This window comes from Vibrio sp. TRT 29B02, from assembly GCF_050113655.1.
GTDB lineage: Bacteria > Pseudomonadota > Gammaproteobacteria > Enterobacterales > Vibrionaceae > Vibrio.
Genome location: NZ_JBNJOJ010000005.1, coordinates 101,645 through 115,397, shown reverse-complemented (window position 1 = coordinate 115,397; position 13,753 = coordinate 101,645). Strand labels below are relative to the sequence as shown.

The 13,753-nt window shown below is 44.7% G+C and carries 11 protein-coding genes; 2 read left to right on the top strand and 9 right to left on the bottom strand.

Annotation, left to right across the window (positions count from 1 at the left end; genetic code table 11):
* Positions 1 to 26 precede the first annotated feature (26 nt).
* The 8 genes from ACQEXT_RS04865 to ACQEXT_RS04830 form a co-directional block, all read right to left on the bottom strand.
* The gene (locus ACQEXT_RS04865; RefSeq protein ID WP_138970579.1) at positions 27 to 701 is read right to left on the bottom strand and encodes a hypothetical protein; all 675 of its coding nucleotides are present in this window, start codon (positions 699 to 701) and stop codon (positions 27 to 29) included.
* Positions 702 to 713: 12 nt separating this feature from the next.
* Positions 714 to 1,403, bottom strand: a complete 690-nt coding sequence (locus tag ACQEXT_RS04860) for a C39 family peptidase (RefSeq protein WP_138970580.1) — start codon at positions 1,401 to 1,403, stop codon at positions 714 to 716.
* Between the two features lie 63 nt (positions 1,404 to 1,466).
* Complete coding sequence (locus ACQEXT_RS04855) at positions 1,467 to 5,300, bottom strand: beta strand repeat-containing protein (RefSeq protein ID WP_426950865.1); 3,834 nt, start codon at positions 5,298 to 5,300, stop codon at positions 1,467 to 1,469.
* 26 nt (positions 5,301 to 5,326) lie between these two features.
* Complete coding sequence (locus tag ACQEXT_RS04850; protein ID WP_426950863.1) at positions 5,327 to 5,875, bottom strand: hypothetical protein; 549 nt, start codon at positions 5,873 to 5,875, stop codon at positions 5,327 to 5,329.
* A gap of 246 nt (positions 5,876 to 6,121) precedes the next feature.
* Positions 6,122 to 6,871, bottom strand: coding sequence for a phosphate ABC transporter ATP-binding protein PstB (pstB, locus tag ACQEXT_RS04845; protein WP_138970583.1), 750 nt, complete (start codon positions 6,869 to 6,871; stop codon positions 6,122 to 6,124).
* 51 nt (positions 6,872 to 6,922) lie between these two features.
* Entirely contained in the window at positions 6,923 to 7,786 is an 864-nt protein-coding gene (pstA, locus tag ACQEXT_RS04840; RefSeq protein ID WP_138970602.1) for a phosphate ABC transporter permease PstA, read from the bottom strand.
* A 50-nt stretch (positions 7,787 to 7,836) separates the two neighbouring features.
* The gene (gene pstC, locus ACQEXT_RS04835; protein ID WP_426950862.1) at positions 7,837 to 8,766 is read right to left on the bottom strand and encodes a phosphate ABC transporter permease subunit PstC; all 930 of its coding nucleotides are present in this window, start codon (positions 8,764 to 8,766) and stop codon (positions 7,837 to 7,839) included.
* Positions 8,767 to 8,867: 101 nt separating this feature from the next.
* Positions 8,868 to 9,689: a phosphate ABC transporter substrate-binding protein gene (locus ACQEXT_RS04830; RefSeq protein WP_331418153.1), complete on the bottom strand. Its 822-nt coding sequence runs from the start codon at positions 9,687 to 9,689 to the stop codon at positions 8,868 to 8,870.
* A gap of 350 nt (positions 9,690 to 10,039) precedes the next feature.
* Here ACQEXT_RS04830 and ACQEXT_RS04825 point away from each other — a divergent pair, with 350 nt between their 5' ends.
* A complete protein-coding gene (locus ACQEXT_RS04825) occupies positions 10,040 to 11,683 on the top strand; it encodes a methyl-accepting chemotaxis protein (RefSeq protein ID WP_426950860.1) in 1,644 nt (547 codons plus the stop codon).
* Between the two features lie 116 nt (positions 11,684 to 11,799).
* Here ACQEXT_RS04825 and ACQEXT_RS04820 read toward each other — a convergent pair whose 3' ends face one another.
* Positions 11,800 to 13,143, bottom strand: coding sequence for a DEAD/DEAH box helicase (locus tag ACQEXT_RS04820; RefSeq protein ID WP_138970586.1), 1,344 nt, complete (start codon positions 13,141 to 13,143; stop codon positions 11,800 to 11,802).
* Positions 13,144 to 13,487: 344 nt separating this feature from the next.
* On the opposite strand from ACQEXT_RS04820, the gene ACQEXT_RS04815 reads away from it, so the two are divergent.
* Positions 13,488 to 13,736 (top strand): Lpp/OprI family alanine-zipper lipoprotein, encoded by a 249-nt coding sequence (locus ACQEXT_RS04815; RefSeq protein ID WP_006880552.1) that lies wholly within the window; start codon positions 13,488 to 13,490, stop codon positions 13,734 to 13,736.
* The last annotated feature ends 17 nt before the right edge of the window (positions 13,737 to 13,753 follow it).

Below are 13,753 nucleotides of genomic sequence, written 5' to 3'. Positions count from 1 at the left end.
ATCAATTAGAAGCATATGCGGTTTGCTTATAATCCCTTTAATAATGAATGAGATACCATCAAGTCTCGACTTTGCTTCCACGAGTCGGGAATCTTCACCTCCATTAACATTTGGTTCTGAACCACCAAATCGTCACCTTTGAGTTTTATACCTTGATAGGCTCCATGTGCCGATTTCAAGCTACGAATTTCTTGGATTGCTATGCTTTCTCCGATGGTCACTTTATATCCGACACGGTTCTCACCACCAGAGACTTGATAGTATTCAACTTGCGAGGAACCCGATAACGACGTTGAGGTTAACCCGCCACTATCCACCAACTTCAGCTCAGAGTCATTGCTTGCCGAGTTGCCATTCCCTGCAATTTGAACCAATTGAACCATTCCCGAACCATTGCCATGGATTCCGTTGTCATTAATGCTGTTTTGTAAATCACTGCCATCTAATGGAGTAACACTAACATTGTTGCCATTTACGACAACATCCATGCCAGCTGAACCTGATGAATTCGAATCACTCCAATGGGTGATCATTCGTACCCCAAAATAGAGATCCTCTCCAGAACGCGCGACTCGATACTTACCCCGCATCGTCGATAGTTGCTGCTCATCTACCAAGGTTGCTTGCATTGATTGCCAGTCAACCGCCGCATTAGCCTGAAAGCAGGTAAACAGACAAGCTGCCAAACATTTGATCTTCATTGTATTTCCCTTTTAGAACAACTCCGATGCATTGAAGCCAAAATCCATTAAGTTAAAGGCCGTTACCGGAGCAAACTGATCCTCCAGGGAACGTACCGTGAGCGGTGGAGAAGGCATGGCTAAAGGTGAGCTTTGATCATACCCCTGACCAACCACGGCCAGAACGACTCCTTGCCAACCCTGAGTAAACTGTTCAACAGACATAGTCAGGTTGCCGAGTGCAGGGTCTGCAATATAGACATTGCCACTCTTATCCACTCTCTTTAGCACGACAAAATGACGGTATCCTTTAATGTCTAGCAAGACGATGGTTGGAATAGGCAAGGCACTAAGCTTATCCGCCGGAATATTGTAACCTTGAACCCTCATGCCCAATCCTTGTTCGACATAGTTTTTGATGTCCAACATTGAAAAACCAAGCTTTCTCGCCGCTGTCGCATCCGATACCTGAAACATTCCGTTCATTACCTTTTGTTCATCGGTATCGATGTTGTATCCATAACGAAGCAAGGTAGCTAGTGAGGCGGCACCACAAGAAAAGTCGGTTTGTTGTCGTACGATATTTAGAAACTTTCTCTCTTTGATGCTGACCACTTCCTTCTGCATCGAACCTACCCCAGGTACCAAACCATCAAGGTAAACCGTGGCCGCTTGAGTCAGGGTCGACAGACATAATCCAACAGTCAAAAGACAAAATTTCATACTTATCCTTAAGCTTAAAAGGATGCCCTCCGAAGAGGGCATTTCGATATTTACACCATGTCGTTAGTTGCCGCGTGAAGCGACAAGCGTAACATTGTTGCTTTGCAAGTTGCCTAAGCCTGATGCTACGTTAACGCCGATAACACCTTTAGCACCTTTATAGCTGTTTGTGATTGTCGCTGTATTGCCTACGCTGACCAGGTCACTGTTACTACCAGTACCATTATCAGACACTGCAAACTTACTTAGCTGTACACTCTCAACAGCAAGACCTGCGAATTCAGCCATACCATCAACATCAACCGCTCCAGTTGTTGTTCTGGTTGCTGCTCCATTGGCAAACGAACCTTGAATGTTAGCTGCTACAGCCGGACCAGAGGTATTGCCATCAGCGATTTGCATTGCAACGTTATTGCTTTGACCATTCGCAACACCGACCGCCATGTTGGTACCAATCACACCCGTCGCACCGTTGAATGCATTGCTACCAAGTACTGCTGTATAAGCACCTGTGGCGTTGTAGTTCACTTCATTAATAACCGCAGCCTGGACGTTGACTGCACCAGTAGGAGCACCAGCATCGGTACCAGTTACTGAAGCCGCAACATTGTTTGCCTGAGCATTTAACTGGCCTGAAGCTATATTGACACCTAGGATACCTTTCGCGTCTTTAAATGAGTTCGACAGAGTCGCTTCACTTGCAAACAGCTCATTAGTCACAGTCATTGGATTGTTGGTACCCGTATTACCAGTACCTGCACCATTTAGCTGCGCGCCAATAACCTGAGCACTACCCGCAACCGCTACTGACGGCTGACCATCATTTGAAGAAAGTGCTACGTTGTTGGTTTGAGCGTTTGCCTGACCAGAAGACACGTTCGCGCCAACAATGCCTTTAGTACCATTATTGAACGATTCGGTTAGTGTCGCGCTATTTTCGAAACCACTTCCTAGCGATACATCCACTTCATCGAACTCTTGCAGACTAACTGCCGCCGCTGCTAATGTGCCATCTTGCGCACCGGATTGACCGTCAGCCGCAATCGCCACATTGTTCGATTGCGCGTTAGCCTGCCCAGCAGTAACGTTAGCACCAATTACACCACTTGCTTTAGCAAACGAACCTGTAAGTGTTGCAACATTTTCCGAAACCGTATCACTCGCTCCTAACGTCACATCACTACCATCAATCTCTTGAATGCTTGCCGCTAGCACACCACTAAAGCTTGATGTCGTGTCAATACCGTCCTGTTTAGAGAATGGGTTAGTTTCACCACCGCCAGAGCCATTACTAATCGCCACATTGTTAGCTTGCGCGTTAGTTTGGCCTGAAGACAGGTTAACTCCAACAACACCCGACACATCTGTGAATGAGCCTGCTAGCGTTGCTTGGTTCGAAACGGCAATGCCTTCTTGGATATCCGAAATGGTATTATTACTGATGACATCCTGATTTGATGCGGCAATAACTGAACCAGCGCCAGCACCGTCATCCGATGATTCATCTAAGGCAATCGCTACGTTATTAGCCTGAGCGTTACCTTGACCAGCCGCGTTATTCACGCCAACCACGCCAGACGCTCCATTAGTGAATGAGTTCTTAATTGACGCTGTATTGCTGATAGGAGCTTCGCTACCTTGATCGATGTTATTAGTATTCCCAACAACCGATTGTTCTGAGCTAGCTTTGGCTTTGATTAAATCGCCCTGAGAGTCATCTTGCTGATTGCTTGCATATAAACCAAGTGCAACGTTGTTACTTGCTGCATTAGCTTGGCCCGACGTGACGTTCACGCCAACCACACCACTGACTCCACCCTTAAACGAACCATCAATCGATGCATTGTTATCGATATAGCCATTACCACTTGCAAAGACATCATTTGAAGTCACGGCTTGCTGACTGGTTGCTTCAACTTGAAGTGCATCTGCTGTAGATTCATTCTGGTCGTTATACGAAGCCAAGGCGACGTTATTAGATTGCACATTCGACTGACCTGACGCCACATTGACACCCATGATGCCTGAAATGTCACTCGAGAAGTTAGAACTAATAGTTGCGCTTGACGTTAAGTCCGATTCACTGTCCGGTGAAATGTTTGACTGAGTGACGTTTTGTGTACTCTCCGCCACTACTTCAGAAGAGTCGACATCACCGTATGCACTGCTCATTGCAACATTGTTGGTTTGAGCATTGCCTTGACCTGCTGCGATATTCGCGCCAGTAATACCGGTAATATTATCTAGTGCATTACCAGTTAATGTCGCGTTTGAAGTTACTTCGTAGTTCTCCTCTCCCTCTGTCGCCATGGCGTTGCCTGAAACTGTTTGTTCAGAATTAGCCTTAACAACTCCACTAGTTCCAGACTGTGAGTCTATCCAACCAGCAACGGAGGCAACACTCACCTGGTTAGACTGGGCATTGAACTGACCAGCTGCAGCGTTAGCGCCTACTATGCCTTGTGAACCAGAGAAAGAACCTTTATTAATAGTGGCATTGTTGGTCACCTGACCAAGGCTAGCGTCTTGCGTCTGAGTTAATGTATTAGATGTGACAGATTGAGTTGACGATGCAACCACACTGACAGCATCAACAGGCCCGTTACCATTAGGCTCAGTCACCGCTACCGCAACGTTGTTGGTTTGAGCATTATTTTGTCCCGCGGCAGCGTTAGCACCAACGATACCATTCGCACCAACAAAACTCTTTGAAATCGTGGCATCATTGGTTGATGGGTTATTGTTGTTACCATCGTTATTGGTATAGCTTACAGAGTTGTTTTGTACACTTTGCTCGGCAAGGGCATTGACGTTAACTGTACTACCAGTATCTGGATCAGGTAGCGCCGTCACACCTAGCGATACATTGTTACTTTGTGCATTAAGATCGCCGGAAGCCACGTTAAGACCGAAAATGCCTTTCACAGCGTTAAACACATTATCGATCAGTGAAGTGTTGTTTTGGAATTGATGCGGGTCGCCATCAACAGTTACACTATTTCCATCCAGAGTCTGTTTACCTTTCGATGTCAGAGTAACGCTTGTCACTTCAGTCTGGTTATCTAAAGGTTGCTTGTTGTTAGTGTTAGCAGGTAGTCCATCAACACCTAATGTCTCACCAATATTTGCAGCTGGATTTCCTTCAGACGGATCACCTGAACCAACAGTAACAAAGTTGGCTAAAGCGACAGAGTTCGCTTGTTGGTTAGCCATTCCTGAAGTAACGTTAGCCCCACCAATGCCATTAGCACCTTTAAACGCGTCACCCTGAACTTTTGCGACATTGTCCGCACCCAGTGAGTTCACCGTGTTTCCTTCAACCTCACCACCATCAGTGCGGGCAAGTCCAAGGTATTGTTCAGAGGCTGCTGTCAATGTTAGTTCGCTAGCATCTTCGGCATTACCCATAGCAACATTATTGGTCTGCAAGTTTGATACACCCGCGGCAACGTTTGTGCCGATAACGCCTTTGGCACCCTTAAATGCACCGTCTAAAGTTGCACTGTTGTCATTATCGCCACCAAAGTCTTTTTTCATCGACAGGTTTTCACCACTGCTCGCTTGCGCAGAACCAGCTCTAACTGAAGCAGCCTCATCTAAATTACCTTCAGCACGTGTACCCATAGAGGCTTGGTTGCTACCTTGGTTATAAAATCCCGCAGCAACGTTTGAATGCACAACCCCTCTTGCATCATCAAATGCACCACTGCTTAATGAGGCGTTATTTGTGATTCCCGTATCGGAAACACCTGGAGCATTAAATGTTACATCCACCCAGTTGTCCGCAGAGACCTGTAAATTATTGGCCTCTACTTCAAGCCCATCTGCATAGGCAGGCGCAGATAGGATCGTTCCGATGATTACCGCTAACGGTACCTTATTCCATTGTTTTTCCATGGTGTTTTTTCCTCATTTCATTGAGATTAATTTATGGTTGTTGGCATTTGGAATGTATTGCGCACGGTATTGCCACTACCGGCGATTTGGCTCATTTGAATAACTCCGCTAGCTCCGTTTAGAGCAAGTGGAGCGATGTCGACTGAAAGGTCATCACCTTTCTCTGAATATCCTCTATCAGAGATCGCTGCTGACTGAGAGCTGAGATCAGCCACTTCCCAGCTCACTTCAGAACTAGGGGCGAAAATGATGATGTTGTGCTGTTGATTACTGTTACCAGCCGCTAGGTTGGCACTGATATAGCCACCAGCACTATCGAATGCAGCTGATTCAATAGACGCCGAAGCAGAAGAAGCGATCTTTGAACTTTGTGTTGAAGAGATGATAGTTAACTCATAGTCACCCTGAGCTGAGTAGACAAAGTTACTGCTTTGAACATTGTGCTCACCAGCAGCGATATTGACGGTAATAGCCCCTTCCGCCCCTTGAAACGTAGACGGACCTAAAGTGACTAACTCTTGTGCTGAGAGTTGAAGGCTAAATAAACTTGTTATTATCAGAATTACTTTTTGCATTATCCCTAACCTGAAGCCAATTCGGATTCACATTAGGTAGAGCAACGCTCATGCCAAAAAATAAACAACTAAAAATCAACACCTTATGATAAAAAGTTAGATATATCAGTCTCACATGAGACAGTGTAGTGAGACAGGTGAGACACATGTGAAACAGCCATTTCTTTCTTAAAGACATAAAAAAGCCCCTCAAATGAGGGGCAAAGTTCCATCGCTTATAGTTATAATTTTTGTGCCAGTAACTGGTTAGCCGAAGTCACCATTGACATAACCTCTTGTGCGGTCGTCTTTTGGCTCACTAAAAATAATCTGCGTATCATTGTGTTCTACAAGTTCACCCATGAGGAAGAAGGCCGTGCGATCTGAGATTCGACGCGCTTGTTGCATTGAGTGAGTCACGATGACAATGGTGTAGTTCTTTTTCAGCTCTTCCATCAACTCTTCTATTTTGTGCGTCGCGATTGGGTCTAAGGCTGAAGTAGGTTCATCCATCAGAATAACATCAGGTTCCATCGCAATGGTACGTGCGATACAAAGACGTTGCTGCTGACCACCAGACAAACCAAACGCATGGGACTTAAGACGATCTTTCACTTCATCCCACAACGCCGCGCCGCGCAATGAACGTTCGACCACTTCATCAATATGCTTTTTGTCTTTAATCCCCTGAGCACGTAAGCCATAAGCGACATTTTCGTAGATGCTCATTGGGAATGGGTTTGGCTTTTGGAACACCATTCCTACTTTTATACGTAGGTCTGCAACATCGATATTACCGTAGATATCGTCGCCATCCATCTCTAGACGACCGGTAATCTTAACCCCTTCAATCAGATCGTTCATACGGTTAAGGCAGCGTAATAATGTTGACTTACCACAGCCAGAAGGGCCAATCAGCGCCGTTACCTGACGTTCTGGTACAGGTAAGTTAATCGATTTCAGGGCTTGGTTTTCACCATAAAAAAGATCTAGGTTTTCAATATTAAATTTGTTCATTTTCTTAATCTCTTAAATTCTGTAATTGGTGTTTAACTTGTGCTGAAAGGGTTAGTACGTCGCTTTATTAAAGTAGCTCGCAATAAATTTCGTTGCCGTATTGATCAGTAAGACCACAACAATCAGCACTGTCGCTGTACCGTATGCCTGATTCCACTCATCAATAGTGAACAGCTCGGTAGTTAGCTTATAAAGGTGAACCGTCAGCGTGCGTCCCGAATCCAGTAAAGAATCAGGGATTCGCGCAACCATACCTGCGGTTAAGAAAACAGGCGCAGATTCACCAATTACACGACCAATACTCAGAATGACCGAAGTTAAGATACCTGGTGTCGCACTTGGTAAGATAAGACGCCAAATAGTGTAAATTTTTGAAGATCCCAATGCATAAGAACCTTCACGATAAGTTTGAGGCACTGCCATGAGTGCTTCTTCCGTCGTACGGATAATCACCGGAAGAATAAGAATACTTAGAGTCAAAGCACCCGATAGAATCGAGAAACCCAAGCCAAGGATCGCCACAAAGAATGTCATACCAAATAGACCAAAGATGATCGATGGAATACCTGCTAATGACTCGGTACAGAAACGAATTACTTTAACTAGACGACTTCCGACTTTGGCATACTCAGTTAGGTAGATTGCCGTCATAATGCCAAGTGGTGCAGCTACAGCGATCGATGCGATAACCATATATATGGTCGACACAATCATAGGAAAAATACCTTTCTCCTCACCCGTTGCGGTGTAGCTATCGGTAATGAATGCCCAATCTACGTGCTTTAGCCCGTTCGACAGAATGTACCAAATAATCCAAAACAGGAATCCAACGGTAAGTGCGGCAGAAGCCCAAACAAAAGCATTCAAGATATTATCTTTTGTCTGACGCGCCTTTTTCAGCTTTGCAGTGTCCATTTGCGAGACCTTTGACTGATTAGGTGATGATTTAATAGCAGACATGATTATTACCTCGCCTTCTCACGGTTCAGGTAAAGCAGAACGGCATTAAGAGACATAATAAATACCAGTAGAACAACACCTGTAGCGTATAGAGCGTTGGCGTGAACACCACTTGCGTAAGACATTTCGATTGCAATATTAGCAGTCAGTGTACGTGCTGAATCGAGGATACCTTCTGGCATCGCAGGGGCGTTACCCATCACCATAATGATCGCCATGGTTTCACCTAACGCTCGGCCGATACCTAATATCACACCTGTCATAATACCGCTACGCGCAGCTGGAACTAGCAGTTTGAAAATAGTAAATATTTTCGAGGCACCAAGTGCTAATGAGCCTTCTTTGTAGGTACGTGGAACCGCACGAATGGACGTTTCAGATACGGTGATAACTGTAGGAAGAATCATCACACCAAGTACGATAATACCCGCCAAAATCGTGTTACCCGCAGGCACATCAAAGATTTCTTGAATCAGCGGAACGATGATGACCAAACCAAAGAAACCATAAACCACAGAAGGGATGCCCGCGAGTAGCTCTACCGCAGGGCGAATAATATCCGCCACACGCTTTGGTGCGATTTCAGCAATATAGATTGCCGTTAAAACACCGATAGGAACCCCTACCACAACCGCACCTAAGGTAGAAACCACAGAGGCGACAATCATGGTTGCCACACCATACAGTGCAGGTGGTAACCAATCTTGTCCAAGCACGATGCCAGAAACACCCGCTTCTTGGAACGCAGGGATACTTTCTTTAACGATGAAGTAAGCGATAACCGCTAGAGAGACAATACCGATAACCGCACTGGTAAGAAATAGTCCGTGGAAAATTCGTTCTTTCCAATCCACACGCTTTTTAGCGCGCAGACCTGGCTTATTCAATTGAGTCAATTCAGTATTCATAAGCTTTTCACTATTTGCGATGGTCATATGAAAATCTCGCAGTTCGAGCTGCAAAGCAGAGTCGAAATGGATTGAAAACGCTCAGCCCGAAAAAGTGGGCTGAGCAAAGTTAAGGGGGCCAACTGAGATTAGTTAACTGAGATGTAGCCTTTTTTGCCTACTAGATTTTGTGCTTCAGGCGTCACCATCCAATCTAGGAACTTTTGAGTTTCTGCTGATGGTTTACCTTCTTTGTAAAGAACTAGGAATGGGCGTGCAACTTTATAAGAGCCGTTCTTAACATTGTCCACATTTGCCGGTACACCATCGATTGAGAGTGCATTGACTGTGTTATCTACTGTACCCAAAGAGATATAACCAATCGCGTAAGGGTTTGAAGCAACCATTGTTTTTAGTGCACCGTTACCATTTGCCACTTGCGCACGCTGAGAGATTGCAGAAACACTCTTGCCAGAAACTTTCTTCTTAAGTTGCATGATGTCTTCGAAAGCACCACGTGTGCCAGACGCTGTATCACGAGTGATCGCGACGATTGGCTTATCTGCACCACCAACATCTTTCCAGTTAGTGATTTCGCCTTTATAAATAGCCGTTACTTGTTCGCCAGTTAACATTTCTAAACCATTCTTTGGGTTAACGACAACTGCGATGCCGTCTAGCGCGATTGTTAGTTCTTTAAGAGCAGGCTCTTTTTCAGAATCTTTTAGGTTACGCGAAGACATGCCTAAATCCGCGCTGCCATTTTTGGCCGCTTTAACACCCGCAGAAGAACCAGGTCCTTGTACTTCAATAAAGATGTTTGGGTTTGTTTTCATGTATGTTTCAGAGAAAACTTCCATCAGTGGAGTTACGCTGCTAGAACCTACAGCAGAGATCGTTTCCTTAGCAGAAACTGAAGTCACTGCCATTGCGCCTAGAAGTGCGATTGCACCGATTACTGTCTTTTTCATCACATTATCCTTAAGTGGCGTTATTGCCGTTGTGTTTAACTTGAACGCTGCCCACTTTAGGACTCGAATATGACAGTTGTGTTTCACTTAGTTGAAGCCTCTATGACAAAGGTGAAAATCTTTCAATACTCAAAATAAAATTGTAACCCTAGGTTAACCAAACATAAGTACCCTCTCACACAAACCAAGCAACATCCTGTAAGACTATGTTAAATAATATAATTCCTTAGTGACCCTGCACCGTGCAGTGTTTTACAATAGCGCGAATTATTGATTGCATTATCGATAATGCAAATTAGAATGATTATCAAACAAATATAATAATATCTTTTATCAGAAGAGGACTATTCATGCGCCAGTTATTAAGTGGCTTATCTATCAAGCTGCAAGTTGTTGTGCCTGTAGTATTTACAATACTGCTCCTTATTGCAGGCATCAGCTACAGCACTTCTACCCTGAAGAATGCCTTTAACCAAGTGACCGTTTCTACCCATGATGTTATTCAGCACAAAGATGAGCTGACTAAGATTATTGATAATACCTACGGAATGCGCATTAAGGCTATCTACAGCCTGTTCCGCGCGGAAGATGTTGCGCAATTACAAGTCACGCTTCGTACGAAACAGACAGAGAATCTGCGCCTACTCGATAATTTGCGTGATATAGACGGTCTCCAGCGTGAGATCGAGCAAATGGAACTCGCTATCGAGGATTACGTTAGCTATTCGATAGAAACGATGATTCCGTTACTCAACAAAAAACACGGTCAATCTGTGACCTCTAGTGATTTTGATAACCAGTACAATCAAGCTTCTGGCATTTACCGTGATAAAGGTAAACAGATGGTAGACGCTATCGACAGTCTATCGAAAAAGCTAAACCAGATTGCTCTCGCTGAAGTGGAACAGAATGAAGAAATTCACTCAGGCGTCATGTTTAATTCGGTGGTAGGATTGGCTATTGTTCTATTGGCCGCGTGTGCAATCAGTTGGCTACTTGCTGGCGTCATCGTGACACCAATTAAGCAACTTCAGAAAGCAATGAAAGAGCTCGCTGAAGGCAATTTACGTATCACTGTAGCTGAAGAAGGCAACAATGAAATTACTGCACTGTCGCGCGACTTTAACGCGACCGTTGTTCAACTGAAAACAACGGTAGACTCACTGGTTAGAATCAGTGTCGATGTGGCTTCTGCGTCAACGGAACTCGCAGCGGTAATGACTCAATCAAGCGTGAACTCAGATCAAGAAAAGAATGAAGTTGAGCAAGTCGCTTCGGCTATCAACCAAATGGAAACCACCGCTTCGGAAGTAACACAAAATGCTAACCTAGCAGATGCAGCCTCAAGCAGTGCAAATAAACTTGCTCGCGAAAGTCTAGAGATTTTTGAGCAAAACACTCGTGCAAGCATCAAGATGGCTGACCAACTGGCCCAAGCTGCAAACGTAGTCACTAATCTTAAAGAACAGTCTGAGCAAATTGGCAAAGTCATTGAAGTGATTGAAAGCATTTCTGAGCAAACCAACTTGCTGGCTCTTAACGCCGCAATCGAAGCCGCGCGTGCGGGCGAGAGTGGGCGTGGATTTGCCGTAGTCGCTGACGAAGTTCGTATGCTAGCCGCACGTACTCAAGAATCGACCAAAGAGATTCAGACCATCATTGAAGAGCTGCAAACACAATCAGGTACTGCAAACGACAGCATGAGTTCAAGCTTGGATCTGCTTGCACAGAATCAACAACAAGCTGAGCAAGTTCGTAGTGCATTGCACAACATTAGTGCGTCTATCTCTGAACTCACCACGTTAAACGCACAAGTGGCTGTCGCCTCCGAAGAGCAAGGTCAAGTCACTGCTGACATCAATACAAATCTTGGCAACATCTATGAATTAGTAAGCCAAAACGTGACAGGTATTACTCAGTCTGCGGCGGCGAGCCAAGAACTCTCAACCCTTGCAGAAAACCAAAAGCAACAACTTGGTTTCTTTAAAGTCTAACGACTACACTGCCCTAACGCAGTGATAATCCCCGCCCAAAAATGGGTGGTGAACAATCAAAAAGGGTTGCCATTACAGCAACCCTTTTTCGTGACATTATCTTGTTATCTGACGGCTTATTCGTCGTCTGTTTTCGGTGCGACTTTCTTTTTCGGAATGAATACCGTATCACCCACAGCAACATTCTGATGGAAACTCTTATCGCGTTTAACGGGTTTCTTGGCTGCTTTCTTGGCTTGTGGTGCCGCTTTCTTCGCAGACTTACCTTTACCACGATAATCGGGTTTATTAGGACGTAAGCCTTTAAATTTACCTTTCAGCCCTTCAAGCTCAGAGAATGCTAAATCTTGCTGTAAAAACGCCTCTACACGCTTAAAGCTATCCCAGTCTTTTGGCCCAACCAAAGAAACTGCGTCACCTTTATTACCTGCTCGACCAGTACGACCGACTCGGTGAACATATTCTTCAGTATGTTTCGGCATATCAAAGTTAACCACGTGCGTAACGCTAGCAATATCCAAACCGCGAGAAGCAATATCGGTTGTGACAAGAATCTTAAACACAGCACGTTCAAACTGACTCATAATCGTATTGCGCTGAGTCTGAGTTAAGCCACCGCTAAGCGCAATCGCTTTCAGCTTTTTCTCATTCAGCTTGGCGGTCAGTCTTTCCGTATCGGCACGGGTCGCCGTAAAGATAATCAGCTGCTTGTAGTTCTCTTGCTCTAAGATACGTTCTAAAATCGCTTCTTTATGATCTAAGTGATCACACAAGTAAAACTTCTGAGTGATATCTGTGTGCTCTGCGCTACCTGCACCAATCGCAATACGTTTTGGCGCATCAAGCATTTCGAAAGCGATGTCATTCACTTCAGCATGATCAAGTGTGGCAGAGAACATGAGAGTTTGACGACGGCGATGCTTAGCAGCAAGGTGAATACGGCGCAGTTCAGGAGCAAAGCCCAAGTCAAGCATGCGGTCTGCTTCATCAAGAACAAGTGTTTCAAGTCCATCTAAGAACAGTGAACGATGTTCTAAGTGGTCGGCTAAACGCCCTGGCGTCGCAACAATGAACTTAGGGTAGCGGCGTAGTGCTTTCACCTGATCATTAAAGTTCTCACCACCAACAATCAGAGTCGCGTCGTACGTCAGGCCACCCAGCATAGAACGTAGTTCGCCGTAAACCTGTTTTGCCAACTCACGCGTTGGTGCAAGAATCAATGCGCGAGGATCTTTTGCAGAGAATGCTTTGTTTTTTAATGACTTGTGCAACATAGGCAAAACAAAAGCCAACGTCTTACCAGAACCCGTTTTCGAAGAAGCCAACAGATCTTTACCTGCAATCGCGACCGGGATCGCTTGTTGCTGTATTTCTGTCGCCTTCTTAAAGTCAAAATGCTTTAAGTTCTTGAGTAAGCGATTGTCTAAACCTAAATCTTTAAATTGCAAAGTATTCTCCATTTGATCATTAAGTGTCGCAGGCGAAGCTTATGATGGAGCCTTACAACACGGGAATTAATAAAAACAGGCTATGATAACTGGATTCGCTCAAGGAGGATAGAGATCACATAAAATAATATCGAATGTCACTAATGCGATAAAAGTATCACTTTTATTGCCTTACATTCATTGCTCTCACCAATGAGACGTGGGTCAACTAATTCGATAATTACCTAAAATCTTGGGTTTTTTTGACTTTTTCTGACTTTTGGAAGCGTAAGATTAGGGCTACACTAATTGACGTTACTATACACAAAAAGGTATAGGACATTTTATTGATACTTATACATGCAAGGAGTTCACTTATGAACAAAATGTTGATCGCAGCTGCAGCATCTTCTGTGCTTCTACTAGCTGGTTGTGCGTCTGGTCCAGACGAAGCTACTACTGCGAAAATGGATGAACTGAGCAATCAAGTAAGCCAGCTAAGCCAAGACGTTCAAGCTCTTCAATCAGAAGTTCGTAAGTCTGGTGATGCGGCTATGGCAGCTCAAGAAGAAGCAGCTCGTGCAAATGAGCGTATCGACAACATTGCTCAGTCTTACACTAAGTAATTACGTCTTTTAAAAGA

Coding starts and splice junctions, on each gene's coding strand:
- pstA (WP_138970602.1), bottom strand. CDS start 7,786: ATGGACACTGCAAAGCTGAAAAAGGCGCGTCAGACAAAAGATAATATC.
- ACQEXT_RS04820 (WP_138970586.1), bottom strand. CDS start 13,143: ATGGAGAATACTTTGCAATTTAAAGATTTAGGTTTAGACAATCGCTTA.
- ACQEXT_RS04865 (WP_138970579.1), bottom strand. CDS start 701: ATGAAGATCAAATGTTTGGCAGCTTGTCTGTTTACCTGCTTTCAGGCT.
- pstC (WP_426950862.1), bottom strand. CDS start 8,766: ATGACCATCGCAAATAGTGAAAAGCTTATGAATACTGAATTGACTCAA.
- ACQEXT_RS04860 (WP_138970580.1), bottom strand. CDS start 1,403: ATGAAATTTTGTCTTTTGACTGTTGGATTATGTCTGTCGACCCTGACT.
- ACQEXT_RS04855 (WP_426950865.1), bottom strand. CDS start 5,300: ATGGAAAAACAATGGAATAAGGTACCGTTAGCGGTAATCATCGGAACG.
- ACQEXT_RS04815 (WP_006880552.1), top strand. CDS start 13,488: ATGAACAAAATGTTGATCGCAGCTGCAGCATCTTCTGTGCTTCTACTA.
- ACQEXT_RS04850 (WP_426950863.1), bottom strand. CDS start 5,875: ATGCAAAAAGTAATTCTGATAATAACAAGTTTATTTAGCCTTCAACTC.
- pstB (WP_138970583.1), bottom strand. CDS start 6,871: ATGAACAAATTTAATATTGAAAACCTAGATCTTTTTTATGGTGAAAAC.
- ACQEXT_RS04825 (WP_426950860.1), top strand. CDS start 10,040: ATGCGCCAGTTATTAAGTGGCTTATCTATCAAGCTGCAAGTTGTTGTG.
- ACQEXT_RS04830 (WP_331418153.1), bottom strand. CDS start 9,689: ATGAAAAAGACAGTAATCGGTGCAATCGCACTTCTAGGCGCAATGGCA.